This window comes from Hydrogenophaga sp. (assembly GCF_030373245.1).
Classification (GTDB): Bacteria; Pseudomonadota; Gammaproteobacteria; order Burkholderiales; family Burkholderiaceae_C; genus Hydrogenophaga.
This window is the reverse complement of sequence record NZ_JAUCZF010000009.1, coordinates 83,607-101,086: the sequence shown is the minus strand read 5'-3', so window position 1 is coordinate 101,086 and position 17,480 is coordinate 83,607. Positions and strand designations below refer to the sequence as shown.

General features: G+C 64.9%; 17 protein-coding genes. 12 read left to right on the top strand and 5 right to left on the bottom strand.

Features of this window, described 5'->3' with window-relative positions; genetic code table 11:
* Positions 1 to 3: 3 nt before the first annotated feature.
* Positions 4 to 1,059 (top strand): DUF561 domain-containing protein, encoded by a 1,056-nt coding sequence (locus QUV25_RS17685; protein WP_300865928.1) that lies wholly within the window; start codon positions 4 to 6, stop codon positions 1,057 to 1,059.
* A gap of 50 nt (positions 1,060 to 1,109) precedes the next feature.
* On the opposite strand, the gene QUV25_RS17680 is transcribed toward QUV25_RS17685, so the two are convergent.
* Positions 1,110 to 2,246 (bottom strand): hypothetical protein, encoded by a 1,137-nt coding sequence (locus QUV25_RS17680; protein ID WP_300865926.1) that lies wholly within the window; start codon positions 2,244 to 2,246, stop codon positions 1,110 to 1,112.
* Positions 2,247 to 2,267: 21 nt separating this feature from the next.
* Here QUV25_RS17680 and radA point away from each other — a divergent pair, with 21 nt between their 5' ends.
* The 8 genes from radA (at position 2,268) to rfbC (ending at position 8,832) form a co-directional block, all read left to right on the top strand.
* On the top strand, positions 2,268 to 3,641 hold the full coding sequence (gene radA, locus QUV25_RS17675) for a DNA repair protein RadA (RefSeq protein ID WP_300865924.1): 1,374 nt from the start codon (positions 2,268 to 2,270) through the stop codon (positions 3,639 to 3,641).
* Positions 3,642 to 3,643: 2 nt separating this feature from the next.
* Positions 3,644 to 4,084, top strand: coding sequence for a glycerate kinase (locus QUV25_RS17670; protein ID WP_300865922.1), 441 nt, complete (start codon positions 3,644 to 3,646; stop codon positions 4,082 to 4,084).
* Positions 4,085 to 4,161: 77 nt separating this feature from the next.
* Positions 4,162 to 5,100, top strand: coding sequence for a branched-chain amino acid transaminase (locus QUV25_RS17665; protein WP_300865919.1), 939 nt, complete (start codon positions 4,162 to 4,164; stop codon positions 5,098 to 5,100).
* Between the two features lie 7 nt (positions 5,101 to 5,107).
* Positions 5,108 to 5,314 (top strand): zinc-finger domain-containing protein, encoded by a 207-nt coding sequence (locus QUV25_RS17660; RefSeq protein WP_300865916.1) that lies wholly within the window; start codon positions 5,108 to 5,110, stop codon positions 5,312 to 5,314.
* Between the two features lie 99 nt (positions 5,315 to 5,413).
* Positions 5,414 to 6,481: a dTDP-glucose 4,6-dehydratase gene (rfbB, locus tag QUV25_RS17655; protein WP_300865914.1), complete on the top strand. Its 1,068-nt coding sequence runs from the start codon at positions 5,414 to 5,416 to the stop codon at positions 6,479 to 6,481.
* Positions 6,478 to 7,377, top strand: coding sequence for a dTDP-4-dehydrorhamnose reductase (gene rfbD / locus QUV25_RS17650; protein WP_300865911.1), 900 nt, complete (start codon positions 6,478 to 6,480; stop codon positions 7,375 to 7,377). Before rfbB ends, rfbD begins: the two co-directional genes overlap by 4 nt.
* A gap of 16 nt (positions 7,378 to 7,393) precedes the next feature.
* Complete coding sequence (gene rfbA / locus QUV25_RS17645; protein ID WP_300865910.1) at positions 7,394 to 8,281, top strand: glucose-1-phosphate thymidylyltransferase RfbA; 888 nt, start codon at positions 7,394 to 7,396, stop codon at positions 8,279 to 8,281.
* Positions 8,278 to 8,832, top strand: a complete 555-nt coding sequence (gene rfbC / locus QUV25_RS17640; RefSeq protein WP_300865909.1) for a dTDP-4-dehydrorhamnose 3,5-epimerase — start codon at positions 8,278 to 8,280, stop codon at positions 8,830 to 8,832. Before rfbA ends, rfbC begins: the two co-directional genes overlap by 4 nt.
* A gap of 280 nt (positions 8,833 to 9,112) precedes the next feature.
* Here rfbC and QUV25_RS17635 read toward each other — a convergent pair whose 3' ends face one another.
* Positions 9,113 to 10,396: an ATP-binding protein gene (locus QUV25_RS17635; protein WP_300865907.1), complete on the bottom strand. Its 1,284-nt coding sequence runs from the start codon at positions 10,394 to 10,396 to the stop codon at positions 9,113 to 9,115.
* A gap of 180 nt (positions 10,397 to 10,576) precedes the next feature.
* On the bottom strand, positions 10,577 to 11,302 hold the full coding sequence (locus QUV25_RS17630) for a response regulator transcription factor (protein WP_300865905.1): 726 nt from the start codon (positions 11,300 to 11,302) through the stop codon (positions 10,577 to 10,579).
* Positions 11,303 to 11,409: 107 nt separating this feature from the next.
* Here QUV25_RS17630 and QUV25_RS17625 point away from each other — a divergent pair, with 107 nt between their 5' ends.
* Positions 11,410 to 13,005 (top strand): AMP-binding protein, encoded by a 1,596-nt coding sequence (locus tag QUV25_RS17625; RefSeq protein WP_300865904.1) that lies wholly within the window; start codon positions 11,410 to 11,412, stop codon positions 13,003 to 13,005.
* On the opposite strand, the gene QUV25_RS17620 is transcribed toward QUV25_RS17625, so the two are convergent.
* A complete protein-coding gene (locus QUV25_RS17620) occupies positions 12,944 to 14,362 on the bottom strand; it encodes an MFS transporter (RefSeq protein WP_300865901.1) in 1,419 nt (472 codons plus the stop codon). The two genes, QUV25_RS17625 and QUV25_RS17620, sit on opposite strands and share 62 nt — an antisense overlap.
* 59 nt (positions 14,363 to 14,421) lie before the next feature.
* Between QUV25_RS17620 and QUV25_RS17615 the strand changes: the two genes are divergently transcribed.
* Positions 14,422 to 15,291 (top strand): M48 family metallopeptidase, encoded by an 870-nt coding sequence (locus QUV25_RS17615; RefSeq protein WP_300865899.1) that lies wholly within the window; start codon positions 14,422 to 14,424, stop codon positions 15,289 to 15,291.
* A 14-nt stretch (positions 15,292 to 15,305) separates the two neighbouring features.
* Here QUV25_RS17615 and QUV25_RS17610 read toward each other — a convergent pair whose 3' ends face one another.
* Positions 15,306 to 15,944, bottom strand: a complete 639-nt coding sequence (locus QUV25_RS17610) for an MBL fold metallo-hydrolase (RefSeq protein ID WP_300865896.1) — start codon at positions 15,942 to 15,944, stop codon at positions 15,306 to 15,308.
* A gap of 520 nt (positions 15,945 to 16,464) precedes the next feature.
* On the opposite strand from QUV25_RS17610, the gene QUV25_RS17605 reads away from it, so the two are divergent.
* A complete protein-coding gene (locus tag QUV25_RS17605; protein ID WP_300865894.1) occupies positions 16,465 to 17,115 on the top strand; it encodes a GNAT family N-acetyltransferase in 651 nt (216 codons plus the stop codon).
* Positions 17,116 to 17,480: the final 365 nt, after the last annotated feature.

The following is a 17,480-nucleotide window of genomic DNA, read 5'->3' as shown; positions in this document are numbered from 1 at the left end:
CCTGTGCAAAACGCTCTGACCACCCTGCTCGGCACCGAGCACCCCTTGATCCAGGCGCCGATGGCCGGTGTGCAAGGCGCATCGCTGGCCGTGGCTGTGTCCAACGCTGGCGCGCTGGGCTCGCTTCCTTGCGCCATGCTCACACCCGAGGCGCTGCAGCGCGAACTCAAGGCGCTCCACGCGGGCACGACGCACCCGGTCAACCTAAATTTTTTTTGCCATGTGCCGCCGCAACCTGACGCAGCGCGTGAGGCGGCGTGGCGCCATGCGCTGGCGCCCTACTACGCCGAAGCCGGGCTCGACATCGCTGCCGTGCCCGCTGGTGCCGGCCGGGTGCCGTTCAGCCACGACACGGCCAACCAGATCGAGGCGTTTCGGCCACCCGTGCTGAGCTTCCACTTTGGACTTCCGGCGCCGGACCTGCTGGCGCGGGTGAAGCGCTGGGGCAGCGTGGTGCTGTCCAGCGCGACCACGGTGGCTGAGGCGCGCTGGCTGGCCGCCCACGGGGCCGACGCCATCATCGCCCAGGGCCTGGAGGCTGGTGGCCATCGCGGCATGTTCCAAAGCGACGACCTGAACAGCCAGATGGGCACGATGGCCTTGCTCCCGCAGCTGGTCGCGGCGGTGAACGTGCCGGTCATCGCTGCTGGCGGCATCGCCGACGCGGCGGGGGTGGCCGCCGCGATGGCGCTGGGGGCTGCGGGTGTGCAGGTGGGCACGACCTACCTGTGCAGCCACGAGGCCACCACCAGCACCCCGCACCGCACCGCCCTGCAAAGCGAGGCCGCACAACTCACAGCGCTGACCACCCTGTTTTCGGGTCGGCCGGCACGCAGCATCGTCAACCGCGTGATGCGCGAACTGGGTCCGCTGAATCCGGCTGCTCCTGCGTTCCCCCTCGCCACGGCGGCCATGGCGCCGCTGCGCGCGCACTGGGAAGCGCTGGGCAGTGGCGACTTTTCGCCGTTGTGGGCGGGACAGAACACGCGCGGCTGCCAGAACCTGCCAGCGGCCGACATCACCCGACAACTCGTCAAAGGGTTTTCACTGGATCTCTAGGATCCTGTCCACACCCGTTTTTGAGCGCGAACTCTGAGCGCGAACAGGACCTAGACAGCGAGTTGTTGTATCACCGCAGCCTGCGCCCTGAGCCAGCGCTTGAAGCCGGCGTCGGTCTGCGCGAGGCGGGCATCTGCCCGCATCAGCTCCAGCACTTGCGCCAGCTTCCAGACCTGTTCCAGCAACACCGATTGCAGCGTCCCGGGTGTGACGCCCATACCCGGCGGCACCTGAAACTCCTGCGCCAGCGCGTCTTGCCGGCCAGCTCGCTCGCGTTCCAGGTCGGCTACCCGCTGTTTGAGCAGCGCCGTCATGGCCGCCAGCTGGCTTTCACCCCACAGGCTTTCGTCCAGCGGGTCGTCCAGCTCGGCGTCTTGCTGCAGCTGCAACAGCGCCAGCAGGTCGCGCCGCGCATGGGCTGCATTGGCTTCGCTCATGAGCGTGGTCTTGCGCTCACGCGCCGCGGGGTCGCTCTCGCGGTCGGGGTGCAGGGCGCTGGCGAGCCGGCGAAAGAGGCTGCGCAACAAGGCACTTCCCTCTGGCAGATCGCCAGCCTGCTGACCTGCTGGGATTTTGGGCGGCTTCTGCTTTTTTGCACGCCGGCGCTCCGCTCGCGCCCGCTTGTCTTCGTCCGCTTGCGCCCGTTGCTCGCGCAGGCGGGCCATGCCCGCGGCCAGGATCTGCTCAGCGTTGGCCTCAAGAGGCAAGTCGCGCATCGGCTGGCCCAGCGCCGCCTCGATGTCGGCACGCATGGCCTCGCTGCGCGCTCGCGCCTGGTCGGCCAGGCTGGTCGGGCTGTGGCGATCGTGAAGCTCCGCCATGGCTTTGTCGCCTTCGCGCGCCAGCGTAGCCGCCATGCCGCACAAGATGGTCACAGCCGCCCGACGCTGCGGCGCCGCCAGCATTTTTCCCTGCAAGCGCTCGTCGATCAGCAGCACCATGGCGCGCAGCTGCTGGCGGTGTTCGATCTGCAAGGGATGGACCTGCTGCTGCAAGGCCTGGCGGTGCGTCTGCGCCAGCGCGTCGAGCTCCAGGAGCTGCTGCTGCAGCTTCTGGATGCGCTTGAGCTGCAGCTGGTAGCCGCGCGATGCGCCCGGCGCTTTGGAGCCGGACGCGCGGGGTTGGGGTACCACCACCACGCCAGCGCCATCGGAGGGGCGGCGAAAACGAGGATCAAAAGCATTCATGGGTCACGGTATTCTCCCTGGATGGCCAAAGAGAAAACCACCTATGCCTGCAACGAGTGCGGCGGCACCAGCCCGAAGTGGCTGGGCAAGTGCCCGCATTGCGGCGCCTGGAACACCCTGGTGGAGTCGATCGCCGAGTCCACCGCCCCAGCCAAGAACCGCTTTGCCTCGCTGGCCAAGACCGCCGAGGTGGCGGTGCTCTCCGACATCGACGCCACCGACGTGCAGCGCACCCCCACCGGCCACGACGAGCTGGACCGGGTGCTGGGCGGCGGCATTGTGGAAGGCGGCGTGGTGCTGATCGGTGGCGACCCGGGCATTGGCAAATCCACCCTGCTGCTGCAGGCGCTGGACTCGCTGCAGCGCGCCGGACTCAAAACGCTCTATGTAACGGGTGAAGAAAGTGGCGCCCAGGTGGCCCTTCGCTCGCGCAGGTTGGGGCTGGACCACTCGCAGGTCAGCGTGCTGGCCGAGATCCAGCTGGAAAAAATGCTGGCCACACTGGAGGCGACCCGCCCGGCCATCGCCGTCATCGACTCGATTCAGACCGTGTATTCCGAGCAGCTCACCAGCGCGCCCGGATCGGTGGCGCAGGTGCGCGAATGCGCGGCGCACCTGACGCGCGCCGCCAAGGCCAGCGGTACGGCCATCGTGCTGGTGGGCCACGTGACCAAGGAAGGCGCGCTGGCCGGCCCGCGCGTGCTGGAACACATGGTGGACACGGTGCTGTACTTCGAAGGCGACACACACAGCAGCTTTCGCCTGATCCGCGCCATCAAGAACCGCTTTGGCGCGGTCAACGAGATCGGCGTATTCGCCATGACCGAGCGCGGCCTCAAAGGCGTGAGCAACCCGAGCGCGATCTTTCTGAGCCAACACAGCGAGCCGGTGCCGGGCAGCTGCGTCATGGTCACGCTGGAAGGCACGCGGCCGATGCTGGTGGAGATTCAGGCGCTGGTGGACAGCGGCGGACCGTCGCCGCGGCGCCTGTCGGTCGGCCTGGACCGCGACCGGCTGGCCATGCTGCTGGCGGTGCTGCACCGCCACGCCGGCGTGGCCTGCATGGACCAGGATGTGTTCGTCAACGCGGTGGGCGGCGTTCGCATCAGTGAGCCGGCGGCAGATCTGGCGGTGATGTTGGCGATCACTTCAAGTCTTCGCGGCAAGGCGCTGCCCAAGGGCTTCATCGCCTTTGGCGAGGTGGGCCTGGCAGGCGAGGTGCGCCCAGCACCACGTGGGCAGGAGCGGCTGAAAGAGGCGGCCAAGCTGGGCTTCAGCGTGGCGGTGGTGCCCAAGGCCAACGCGCCGAAGAAAAACGACAAGGCTTTTGAGGGGCTCACCATCCACCCGGTGGAGCGCATTGAAGAAGCCATGAACCTGGTGCGGGGGCTTTGAGCATGTTCCAACTGCCGCCGATGGTGCGCCGCCTGCTGTTCCCGGCCATGGCCGCTGCCCTGGCTTATGCCGCCTGGCGCAGCTACAGCTGGCCTGGCCTGATCCTGGCGCTGCTCATGCTCAGCTTCTGGCTGCTGCTGCACTTCACCAAGCTCATGCGCTTGCTGCGCACCGTGGCCAACCGACCTTTGGGTCGGGTGCGCGACGCCGGTGCGTTGGCGCAACGCCTCAAACCCGGCATGCCACTGGTCGATGTGATGCGCCTGACGCTGAGCATTGGCGCGCTGCGCAGCGTCCCGGACGCCGATCCAGAAGTGCGCACCTGGTCAGATGACACAGGACACACCGCCATCTGCAGTTTTGAGCAGGGCCGCCTGGTGTCTTTCCGCGTGGAGGCAACACCCCAGCTCGAGCCGCCCGACACACCGGACCTGGCACCGTAAAATCGCGGTTTGTTCACGGCTGGGTCGCCAGGCGATCAGGCTCAGACTTCACCAAACATCCCCACGAGGTACAGCGCATGGCACCGATTCCTTCAATGTCCGACCGCGACGGCAAGATCTGGATGGACGGCCAGCTGGTGGACTGGCGCGACGCCAAGATCCACGTGCTCACGCACACGCTGCACTACGGGTGCGGCGCTTTCGAGGGTGTGCGCGCCTACAAGACCGCCGATGGCGGAACCAGCATCTTCCGCCTGGAAGAACACACCGAGCGCCTGTTCAACAGCGCCAAGATCCTGCGAATGACGATCCCGTTTTCCAAGGCCGAGGTGATGGAAGCGCAGAAGGCCGCTGTGCGCGAAAACAAGCTGGAGAGCGCCTACATCCGACCGCTGACCTGGATCGGCGACAAGAAGCTGGGCGTTTCTCCCAAAGGCAACACCATCCATTTGATGGTGGCAGCGTGGTCCTGGGGCGCCTATCTGGGGGAAGAGGGCCTGAAGCGCGGCATCCGCGTCAAGACCAGCAGCTACACCCGCCACCATGTGAACATCACCATGACGCAGGCCAAGGCGGTGAGCAACTACACCAATTCCATCCTGGCCAACATGGAAGTGACCGACGAAGGCTACGACGAAGCCTTGCTGCTCGACAGCTCGGGCTTCGTGAGCGAAGGCGCGGGCGAAAACATCTTTGTCATCAAGAACGGCGTGATCTACACCCCCGACCTGTCGGCCGGTGCACTCAACGGCATCACGCGCAACACCGTGTTCCACATTGCCAAGGACCTGGGGCTGGAGATCGTGCAAAAGCGCATCACCCGCGACGAGGTCTACATCGCCGACGAAGCCTTCTTCACCGGCACCGCGGCCGAGGTGACCCCCATCCGCGAACTCGACCGCATCGAACTGGGCGCTGGCAGCCGCGGCCCAATCACCGAAAAAATCCAGAGCGCGTTCTTCGACATTGTGGGCGGCAAGAACCCCCAATATGCACACTGGCTCTCGAAGGTCTGAGGCGATCATGAGCAACGCCGTCATCGAACTCGCTGCCAAAGACCTCAACGCCCACGGCGGCGTCTTCTGCCCCAGCCCCAAAGCGCACATGAAACTCTGGAACAGCCACCCCAAAGTGTACCTGGACGTGGCGAAGACAGGTGAAGTGCGCTGCCCGTATTGCGGCACGGTGTACCGGCTGAAGGCGGGCGAGACGGTTTCACACAGTCATTGATGTACTCAGTTTCGGACCACATGCGGCCGCAGCCAACACGACAATCGGCGCAATGACGCCCACCAGAGCGGTCCGGCAGACTTCAGCACAGGAATTCACATGATTTTGGTCACAGGCGGCGCCGGCTTCATCGGTGCGAATTTTGTACTCGACTGGCTGGCCCAGTGCGACGAGCCTGTGGTCAACCTGGACAAGCTCACCTACGCGGGCAATCTGGAGAACCTGACCAGCCTGCAAGGGGATGCACGCCATGTGTTCGTGCAAGGCGACATTGGCGACGCCTCACTGGTCGCGCAGTTGCTGACGCAGCACCGCCCACGCGCGGTGATCAATTTCGCCGCCGAGAGCCATGTGGACCGCTCCATCCACGGCCCGGGAGACTTCATCCAGACCAATATCGTCGGCACCTTCCACCTGCTCGAAGCTGTGCGCGCCTACTGGGGCGGTCTGCAAGGCGCACAGAAAGATGCTTTTCGCCTGCTGCATGTGTCCACGGATGAGGTCTACGGCAGTCTCGGCCCGGGCGATGCGGCGTTCACCGAAACCCACCGCGTCGAACCCAACAGCCCGTATTCGGCGAGCAAGGCCGCCAGCGACCACCTGGTGCGCGCCTACCACCACACCTACGGCCTGCCGGTGCTCACCACCAACTGCAGCAACAACTACGGCCCGTTCCACTTTCCCGAGAAGCTGATTCCGCTGATGATCGTCAACGCGCTGGCCGGCAAGCCGCTGCCGGTGTACGGCGACGGCATGCAGATCCGCGACTGGCTGTACGTGAAAGACCACTGCAGCGCGATCCGCCGCGTGCTCGAAGGCGGTCGGCTGGGTGAGATCTACAACGTAGGCGGCTGGAATGAAAAGCCCAACATCGAAATCGTCAACACCGTCTGTGCACTGCTCGACGAACTGCGACCTCGCGCCGATGGTCAGCCTTATGCGAGTCAGATCAGCTACGTGAAAGACCGTCCGGGCCACGACCGGCGCTACGCCATCGATGCGAGAAAGCTGGAAGCCGAACTGGGCTGGAAGCCAGCCGAGACCTTTGAGAGCGGTATCCGCAAGACCGTGATGTGGTACCTCGATCATGCCGACTGGGTCGAGCATGTGCAAAGCGGGGCCTACCGGGAATGGGTCGGTCTGCAATACGCCAGCCCGAGCGCATGAAAATCCTGCTGCTGGGCAAGAACGGGCAGGTCGGCTGGGAGCTGCAGCGCAGCCTGAGCCCGCTCGGCGAGCTGATGGCACTGGATCGACGCAGCACCGAGGCCGACGGCGGATGCGGTGACCTGACCCAGCCTGAAGCACTGCGCCAGACCGTGATGCGCGTGCGCCCGGATGTGATCGTGAACGCAGCAGCCTACACGGCCGTCGACAAGGCCGAAAGCGAACCTGAACTGGCGCGCACCATCAATGCGGAGGCGCCTGGCGCACTGGCCGAAGCCGCTCACACCCTGGGTGCGTTGCTCGTTCACTACTCCACCGACTACGTGTTTGACGGCCAGGGCAATCAGCCGTGGCGTGAAGACGCAGCCACCGGGCCCCTGAACGTGTATGGGCAGACCAAGCTGGAGGGCGAGCAGCGCATCGCCGCCAGCGGCGCGCGCCACCTGATTTTTCGCACCAGCTGGGTCTATGCCGCACGCGGCGGCAACTTCGCCAAGACCATGCTGCGCCTGGCTGCCGAACGCGAACGCCTGACCGTGATCAACGACCAGCACGGGGCACCGACAGGCGCCGAGCTGATCGCCGACGTCAGCGCCCACACCATCCGGCAGGTGCTTCGCCAGCCACAGGATGCAGGTGTGTACCACCTGGCCGCCGCAGGCGAAGCCACCTGGAACAGCTACGCCCGATTCGTCATCGAGACCGCGCGCGAACTCCGCCCCGAGCTGGTACTCGCTTGCAAAGAGGTGGCGCCCGTGCCCACCAGCGCCTTCCCCACCCCCGCACGCCGCCCGCTGAACTCTCGCCTGGACACGGCGCGCCTGCGCCAGACCTTCGGCCTCACCCTGCCGCCTTGGCAGCTGGGCGTGCGCCGCATGCTGAGCGAAACGCTTTAATCCACAGGGAACTTCCATGACCCAACGCAAAGGCATCATCCTCGCAGGCGGCTCCGGCACCCGGCTGCACCCCGCCACGCTGGCGATCAGCAAACAGCTGCTGCCGGTGTACGACAAGCCGATGATCTACTACCCGCTGAGCACGCTGATGCTGGCGGGCATTCGCGATGTGCTGATCATCAGCACGCCGCAGGACACGCCGCGCTTCCAGCAGCTGCTGGGCGACGGCAGCGCCTGGGGCATGAACCTGCAGTACGCGGTGCAACCCAGCCCGGACGGCCTGGCGCAAGCCTTCCTCATCGGCGCCGACTTTGTGGGCAACCAGCCCAGCGCCCTGGTGTTGGGCGACAACATCTACTACGGCCACGACTTCACCACCCTGCTGTCCGACGCCGATGCCCAGACCGGCGGCGCCACCGTGTTCGCCTACCACGTGCACGACCCCGAGCGCTACGGTGTGGTGGCTTTTGACACAACGGGCAAGGCCAGCAGCATCGAAGAAAAGCCGCTCAAACCCAAGAGCAACTACGCGGTGACTGGCCTGTACTTCTACGACAACCAGGTGGTGGACATCGCGCGCGCCGTTAAGCCCAGCGCCCGCGGCGAACTGGAGATCACCGCAGTCAATCAGGCCTACCTGGACCGAGGCGCACTCAACGTGCAGATCATGCAGCGCGGCTACGCGTGGCTCGACACCGGCACCCACGAAAGCCTGCTCGAAGCCAGCCAATTCATCGCCACGCTGGAACACCGCCAGGGCCTGAAGATCGCCTGCCCGGAAGAAATCGCCTGGCGCCACGGCTGGATCGACAGCGCCGCGCTGGACAAGCTGGCCCAGCCCCTGCTCAAGAATGGCTACGGCCAGTACCTCAAGCGCATCCTGAGCGAGAAGGTGTTTCCGTGAAGGTGACCCCGACCGGCATCCCCGACGTGATGGTCATCGAACCCAAGGTGTTCGGCGATGCGCGTGGCTTCTTCTTCGAGAGCTTCAACCAGAAAGCCTTCAACGACGCCACCGGGCTGGACCTGAACTTTGTGCAGGACAACCACAGCCGCAGTGCCAAGGGCGTGCTGCGCGGCCTGCACTACCAGGTGCAGCAGCCCCAGGGCAAGCTGGTTCGGGTCGTGCGTGGGGCCGTGTTCGACGTGGCGGTGGACATCCGGCCGGGCTCGCCCACGCTGGGGCACTGGGTTGGCGTTGAGCTCACCGAGGACAACCACCGCCAGCTGTGGGTGCCCGCCGGGCTTGCCCACGGCTTTCTGGTGCTCAGCGACACCGCCGACTTCCTCTACAAGACCACCGACTATTACGCGCCCGAGCACGAGCGCTGCATTGCCTGGAACGACCCGCAGCTCGGTATCGAGTGGCCCGACATCGGCATGCCCCCGACCCTGTCGGCCAAGGACCAGGCTGGCGCTTCCTGGTCGGATATCGCTGCAGCATCAGGGCACTGATGCCTCGCCGACCAAAAAAAAGCCACCTTGCGGTGGCTTTGTAAAAGTCCTCGAAAGGACGTCGTTGGGAGACCGGTTGTGAGCGCCGCTTTCGGCGCCTGCCAATGAGGGCTCTGTACTTTTCTTCGTGGTGTTGTGACAGCAACAGCGAAATTGTGCGCTGCCGCACAAAGTTGCACCATCCCCTGTTTGGGGGAATTGCGATGTGAGCTTGGGTAATAAGCCCCAAAACACCTGCGTCACCGTCAGGCAACGGACAGGATGCCCGCCTTATCGACAGTCAAATCGGAAGTTCCACCACGAAGCGGGCGCCGCCGCCCTCGCGAGATTCGCAGCGCACCGAACCACCGTGTCGCTCGACGATGCTGCGCACCAGCGACAGGCCCAGCCCCACACCGCCTTCGCGCTCGCTGGCGCCTGGTAGCCGGTAAAAGGGTTCGAAGATGCGATCACGCAGCTCGTGAGGTACGCCGGGCCCCCGGTCTTCCACCGTGATCAAGGCTGTGGTCGACGTGAACGGGCCAGATCGCGCGGTGGGGCTCTGACGCAGGCCGAGCGTCAGTTGCACCTCCGGCACGGCAGGCCCATCTGAACCGGCCGGCGCCACAGGCTTGCCGTACCGCCGTGCGTTCTCAAGCAGGTTGCGCACCACGCGACGCAGCAGCTTGGCGTGCCCTTGAGCCATCAACGGCGAGGCACCGGGCAGCACATCCAGGTCAGCGCCGGTGCGGGCGCATTCTTCAGCGGCGAGCCCGATCAGGTCCACCTCTTCGGTCGGACCGAGCACGGAGACATCGTTGGCGTCGCGTGCGTCGAGCCGGCTCGCCAGCAGAATTTCGTCGATGAGCTGGTCCAGCTCATCGATGCTTCGAGCCATCTCCTGACGCTGCGCACCGCTCGCGCCGTCGCGGCCGATCAACTCCAGCCCCATGCGGATACGGGCCAACGGTGAACGCAGCTCGTGAGAAGCGTTGGCCAGCAGAGCCTTGTGCGACAGCACCAGGCTCTGCACCCGTTCGGCGGCGGTGTTGAAGCGGGTCGCGAGGAACGCCACTTCGTCTTCACCCTGCACCGGCAAACGCGCCGAGAGGTCACCCTCGCCCCAGCGCTCCACGCCTTTTTGCAAGCCCTCCAGCCGTTTGGTGAGTCGGCGCACGATGGGGTAGGCGCCCAGCGCCACCGCCAGGGCCACCAGGCCAAGCAACCAGGCAAAACCCATCGGCGACTGCAGCCAGGATTGCGTTCGGCGCGTCGGGAGTGTGTCCGAGGACGGGCGATTGCGACGTGGCAGGTTGATGTAGAGCGTCTGCCCGTCTTTCATCGTCACCTGAAACTCCAGCCCCTCACCCGGCAGCCGCACGGCTCGGGCTGGGGCCTGGCCCACCACCTCGCCTGCGCTGTTGCGCAGCACGATTTCGCGTTCGGTGCGGTTGTTGGCCTGCTCGCGCTGCGTGTCCAGCGCCACCTGCCACAACCATCCCACCACCAGCGCCAGCAAACCCACAGCCGCCACGATCGCCAGCCAGATGCGCAGGTACAGGCGCTGACCGAGCAGGCTTTTCATGCGGGCACCTCGGCACCACAACACGTCGAAAAAAGCAGGTCCCCCAGGAATGTCCCTCGCGAGGCATCGTCCCGCGCGAGGTGTCTCACCCCAGGGCGCCGCGGAACCGGCTTTGCCGGGCCGCCGGTGCCGCACCCCCGGGGAGGTGACGCGCTGAAAGCGCGGCGCGGGAGGGAGCCGTCAATCCTGCTGTTTCGCAAACACATACCCCACCCCACGCACCGTGAGGATGCGCTTGGGTTCCTTGCTGTCGGCCTCAATGGCGTTGCGGATGCGACCGATGTGCACGTCGATGCTGCGGTCAAACGCCTCCAGCTCGCGCCCGCGCACCGCCTCCATGATCTGGTCGCGCGTGAGGACGCGCCCGGCGCGCTCGGCCATGGCCACCAGCAAATCAAATTGGTAGGACGTGAGCTCACAGGCCTGCTCGCCCACCTGCACCGTGCGGGCATCGCGGTCGATTTCCAGCGAGCCAAAACGCAGCACCGGCGTGCTGCGGCTCACCGAGGTCGAGCTGATCTCGCCGCGGCGGCGCAAAACAGCGCGAACGCGCGCCAGCAATTCTCGTGGTTCAAACGGTTTGGGCAGGTAATCATCGGCGCCCAATTCAAGGCCGATGATGCGATCCATCGGGTCGCCCTTGGCGGTGAGCATGATGACCGGCACGCGGCCCAGGCTGCCCGGCAGCGCGCGGATGCGCCGGCACACCTCCAGCCCGTCGATGCCAGGCATCATCAGGTCCAGCACCACCAGCTCGGGCATCACCAGCTGCAGCTGTTCCAGCCCTTGCTCGCCGTCTGCTGCGTGCGTCACCGCAAAACCAGATTGCCCCAGGTACTCGACCACCATCTGGGCCAGGCGGCTGTCGTCTTCGATCATCAGCAGGGGTGATGGGGCAGAGCTCATGGTTTCAGTGTAGCGGTCTGTGGACAAGCGGCCCATCGTGACAGTCGCCGATGAACCGGGCTTGTGTTGCACGTAAAGTTGGGTGAAGTGCTCACCTCACCTGTTTCATGACCATGCGCGCCGCACCTCCCACTGCCATCAGTTTCGACGCTGTGCTAACCCATCTGGCTGCGGTGCACCCTGACAAGCCCCTGCTGTGCTGGGCGGACGCGCCAGCCACGCCGTCTGACTGGGCGGCGCTCACCGGCACCAACCTGCAGCAGCGTGTGAGCCAGGTGCAGCACTGGCTGGCACACAGCGCGGGTGTGGTGCCCGGCGCACGGGTGGCGTGGCTGGGCTTGAACCACCCGGCGCAGGTCGTGCTGTTGTTGGCACTCGCGAGGCTGGGCGCCATGCTGGTGCCGCTGAACCATCGGCTCTCGCCCGCCGAATGGGCCAGCGTGCTGCGCGACTGCAGCCCGAAGACCTTGCTTCACGACGCGCATTTTGGCGAACAAAGCCAAGCCTTGGCGCGGACGTTGGATCAGGAAGCCGACCTGAAACTTCGGGTCTGTTCGGTCAGTGCCCTGCTCGACAAGCCTGCGCCAGGCTGGTCGGCCGAGCACCCCATCGTCAACACCAGCCCCGACACGCCGCTGCTGCTGGTCTACACCTCCGGCACCACCGGCGAGCCCAAGGGCGCGGTACACACCCAGGCCCATCTGCTGGCCAACATGGCGATCGCCGCGGCCGCGCAGCGGCTGGGGCCGGAGGATCGCGTGCTCACCGTATTGCCGCTGTTCCATGTGGGGGGCCTGTGCATCCAGACGCTGCCCGCCCTCGGCGTGGGAGCAACGGTGCTTCTGTGCAGCCGGTTCGATGCCAGCGCCACGCTGGCCAGCATCGCCCGCGAGCGCATCACCCTCACCCTGCAGGTGCCGACCACGCTGCAGGCGCTGACGCAACATGCCGACTGGCCGCGCGCCGATCTGTCCAGCCTGCGCGCCATCTGGGCCGGCTCCAGCCTGCTGCCCGCGCCCCTGCTGGAGGCGGTGCATGCGCGCGGCGTGCCGGTGTGCAACGTGTATGGCAGCACCGAGACGGGTCCGTTTTCCATCGCCTTGTCGCCAGAGCATGCACGCAGCCACCTGGGCTCGTGCGGCTGGCCAGCGCCGGGCGTCAGCGTGAGGCTTTGCGATGCGCTCGGCGACGTGGTGGCATCGGGCCAGGTGGGCGAGCTCTGTGTTCGCGCGCCCAATGTGGTGCAACGCTACTGGCCAGACCGGTCAGCGGTGGACGCCGACGGCTTCTTTCATTCGGGGGACCTTGCTCGCCAGGCGGCCGACGGCAGTTTCACCATCGTCGGACGCGCCAAAGACATGATCATCTCCGGCGGCGAGAACATCTACCCCGCCGAAATTGAAAACACGCTGCTCCAACACCCCTGGGTTCGAGAGTGCGCCGTGATCGCTCAGGACGATTCGCGCTGGGGTGAGGTGGCGGTGGCCGTGGTGGTGCTGGATGCCGCGGCTGGCGATGCCTGGGAGCAAACGCTGCAAGCCCATTTGCAAGACCGCCTCGCGCGCTACAAATGGCCACGGCGCTGGCAGCGGCTGCACAGCCTGCCCCGCACCGCGCTGGGCAAGGTGCAGAAAGCCGCGCTCAAGACTCAGCTGGCGGCTGGGCCGCCGCCGATCCCGCCGGACGATTTGCCTCGGGCGTGAGCCGGGTCGCAAGCCACACCAGCAGCAACACGGGCAGTCCGAGGAATGCGGTGACGGTGAAGAAGGTGGCGTAATCGTAAGCGTCAACAAATGCGCCCGAGAAACCCGCCAGCCACTTGGGTGCCAGCAGCATCATGGAGCTGAACAGCGCGTACTGGGTGGCCGAGTACTTCACGTTGGTCAGGCTGGAGAGGTAGGCGATGAACGCGGCCGACGCCACACCCGCGCTGAGGTTGTCGGCGGAAATCACCGCGATCAGCGCGGTCACATCGTGGCCATGCCCGGCCAGCCACGCAAACAGCAGGTTGCTCCCAGCCGACAACACCGCGCCCAGCATCAGCACCCGCATCACGCCCCAGCGCAGCGACAGGGCACCGCCCAGAAAAGCGCCCACCAGGGTCATCACGATGCCGTAAACCTTGGTCACTGCGGCCACTTCATCTTTGGTATAGCCCATGTCCACATAAAACGGGTTGGCCATGATGCCCATCACCACGTCGCTGATGCGGTACACGCCGATGAGCGCAAGGATCAGCAGCGCCTGTTTGCCATAGCGCTTCAGAAAATCGGCGAAGGGTTCGACCAGTGCGCTCTTCAGCCACTCAGCGGCATCGCGAGCGGGTGGCAGCTCCACCCGGGCCGGCTCGCGCGTGAACAGCACCGTGAGCACACCCACCAGCATGCTCGCCGCCATCACCAGGTAGGCCGTGGTCCACGCCGCCTGCTGGTACAGCGCGCCCGGCGCCGCGCCGCTGGCAGGCACCACAGGCCCGATCTCGGCCCGCGCCGCGATCCAGAGTACGCCTGCGCCAGCCCAGATCATGGCCACGCGGTAGCCGGTCTGGTAGGTTGCGGCCAGTGCACCCTGGTGTCGCACGTCGGCCGACTCGATGCGAAAAGCGTCCAGCGCGATGTCTTGCGTGGCCGACGCAAACGCCACCGCCAGCGCACACCACACCACCAGGGTCAGCTCGGTGCGCGGATCGGCCAACGCCATGCCGACCAACGCCGCCATGATGGCGAACTGCGACATCAGCAACCAGCTGCGCCGCCGCCCGAGTGCGCGGGTCAGCAGCGGAATGGGCAAACGGTCCACCAGCGGCGCCCAGCACCATTTGAAGCCATAAGCCAGCCCGACCCAGCTCAGATAGCCGATGGTCGCGCGGTCCAGCCCCGCTTCGCGCAGCCGGAAACTCAGCGTGCCCAGCACCAGCAGCAGCGGCAAGCCGGCCGAAAAGCCCAGCGCCAGCATGCGCAGACTGGCTGGCTCCAGGTACACCCGCAGCGTTTCCCCCCAGCTCGGACGCTGGGAAGAGGTTTCTGGATGCGGAGTCGCGGCGGAAGTATCAGGCGGCATGGCGGTGGTGGTTTGCGCCGAGGCGTGCAGCGCACGGCGGCTTTGTCTATTATTCCCGCATGTGTCTGCTCTGCGATTTCAAAGCCTCCGCGGTGTTCGCGCCCGCGCCCCGCGAAGGTGTGTGGCAAGCGCGGCGTGCGTTTGTACTGGCCGGCGCCGCCACGGCGGGTGTTGCCGCACTGCCCGCCACGGCTCAGGTCGACGTGGGCAACTCGTCATCGCTGCGCAGACTGGTACCTGCAAGCGAGCTGGAGGGTGCCGCCGCCCAGCAATACGATCAGATGATGGCCGAGGCGCGCCAGCAGCGTGTGCTCATGGCCGACGGTCACCCGCAGGTGCGCCGCTTGCGCGCCATGGCCAATAAGCTGATCCCCCACACCACGCCGTGGAACGACCGCGCGCGCGGCTGGCGCTGGGAGGTCAACCTGATCAACAGCCCGCAAATCAACGCCTTCTGCATGCCGGGCGGCAAGATTGCCTTCTACACCGGCATTCTCGACAAGCTCCAGCTCGACGACGATGAGGCCGGCATGATCATGGGCCATGAGATGGCCCACGCGCTGCGCGAACACGCCCGCGAGCGGCTGGCCAAAACCCAGGCCACCGGCATGGGGCTGGGCATCCTCTCGCAGTTGCTGGGCCTGGGCGATCTGGGCAACGTGGCCGCCAACCTAGGCACCCAGCTGCTGAGCCTGCGCTTCAGCCGCGAGGACGAAACCGAAGCCGACTTGGTAGGGCTGGAACTCGCCGCGCGCGCAGCCTACCGGCCGGCCGCCAGCGTGAGCCTCTGGCAAAAAATGGCCCAGGCCGGTGGTGGTCGCGGGCCCAGCTTTCTCTCCACCCACCCCACCGGCCCAGACCGCATCCGCCAGCTGCAGGCGAATGTGCCCAAGGTGCAGGGTTTGTACGAGCAAGCTCGACGCGGCTAAGGCTCGGTTGGGCCTCAGGTCCCGCGCACGTACGGATTGCTCCGCCGCTCTTCGCCAAACGTGCTCTCCGGCCCATGCCCGGGAATGAACACGGTGTCGTCGCCCATGGGCCACAGGCGTTCCTTGATGCTGCTGATGAGCTGCGCGTGGTTGCCTTGCGGGAAGTCGGTGCGGCCGATGCTGCCGGCGAACAGCACGTCGCCCACAAACGCGCGCTTGGCTTGCGGTGAATGGAACACCACATGGCCGGGCGTGTGTCCTGGGCAGTGGCGCACCTGCAGCGTGCAGTGTCCGATTCTCACCGTGTCACCATCAGCGAGCCAGCGCGTGGGCGTGAAATGGCCGGCGGGCGGGAAGCCGAACATGGCGCTTTGCTGCGGCAGGCCATCGATCCAGAACTGGTCGCCCGGGTGCGGGCCGATGATGGGCAAGCTCAATTTCTCGGCCAGCTCTGCCGTGCCACCCGCGTGGTCGATGTGAGCGTGGGTGAGCCAGATGGCCTTGAGGTTCAACCCCAGTTGTTTCACCTCGGCGAGCAGCCGGTCCAGATCGCCGCCGGGGTCGATGATGGCGGCGTCGAGGGTCTCGTCGCACCAGACGATGGAACAGTTCTGAGCGAAGGCGGTGACGGGAACGGTGAGGTACTGCAGCATGGCGGGCATTGTTTGTTGCTAACAAAGATTGAAATTGGCTAACAAAGAATGAGCAAGTGCTAACAAGGATTGAACGGTATTCTCGCGCGAGAATGGGGAAACCTGCGTAGACAACAGGTCACGTCGGAGTTGGATTGAGGCACCAGATTGAGCGGCCGCCCAAGACGCCGTTTGCTCTGTACAAATGTCTTGCGGGACGATTGTGTTGATCGCCGCACGTAACAGTGCACAGTTGCTGGAATGGGTTGCAGATGAGCGCCCTAAGTCGATTTTTTGCGGTCGCGAATTTGGACCGACTTGCTGCTGCAAAGCAGCGGAAGCAGTCTTTCGCGTTGGTCGTTGAAATTGAGAGTTGTCAAGCCAAAGTGCGCTATGCTAATTAGCGACGTTTATCAGCTGCTGGGGGGCGTTTATGGTTTCGAGGAGCTTTCCAACGCGGCAGATAAACACTATCGTTAGGCCGCATGACAGATGCTCCTGCGTTCTCTAGGCACCACCCGGAACTGATCAGGAGACAAAAATGAACTGGCCTACGCAAATGCAGCTGTCTGCGCTCTCCCCTCTTCCGACGGGGTATAGCTACGAGCTTCTTACTGAAAGTTCTATCTCCGAGTTGACCCAAGCGATGACCGCATGGCATCAGTCCTTTTCTGTCGGAGCCGCAAGTGCATATCTGCGGGAGAGCTTTTACCGTGAGAACGCTTATCTCGGAGGATCCGAGCAGAAGAACATTGTTGTGATACTCATCCGCAAGGACTCCGACCTCGCAGGAATGTTCTCGGCAGAGTGTGACCCCGACACCCTGTCACTCTATGCGCGGCTGGCTGTCGTATCGCCTGAGCATCGTGGCGCAGGAATCATGGTGCCAACATCCAAACTTCTCGAACCGATGGCCAAGTCCATGGGGCTGGAGTTCGTTTATGCAATGGCAACGCTGAAGATTCCGCACGTCCAAATGACATTTGAGCGCTTAGGTTACCGTTTGCTCGGGTTTGTTCCCGGATATGACCGGGAAGAGGTGTCTCCCGGGAACATCAAACGCGTGTGTGAAGCCGTTTACGGAAAGGTGCTCGTGCCACCTGACGCGCTACTGCAACCCGACGCAGCGAACCTCACCCCAACCGCGAAGGCCTTGTTTGACATTGTTTTTCCCAAGGGCCTCGGCTCCTGAACTAGGCTTACTAACTCAAACGTTAACTGCCACACATTTTGACTGACTGCTCTCGAAAAATATGTAATACCGCTTACAGCCCTTTCCTGCTATCCCCGTGAGCGACCGCTTTGGAGCGCAAGGAATGTCTCTTAACAGCCTTGAGCTGACCTTGGGCGCGACTGAGTGATCTAAAGCCCTTGGCCGACACCAGTTGGATACGACCGGCGAATGCCTACCAGGTCGCTGCATTCGGACAAACTCGTCGCCCAGCATTTGATGTTGGTCCTTCGGGGTGCACCAGCCTCCCACAACGGTCCAAGGACACGTCGACTGTCCCAGGTCGAATAAACGACGTCGTTTATTTTTCGCGCAACACCTGCGGC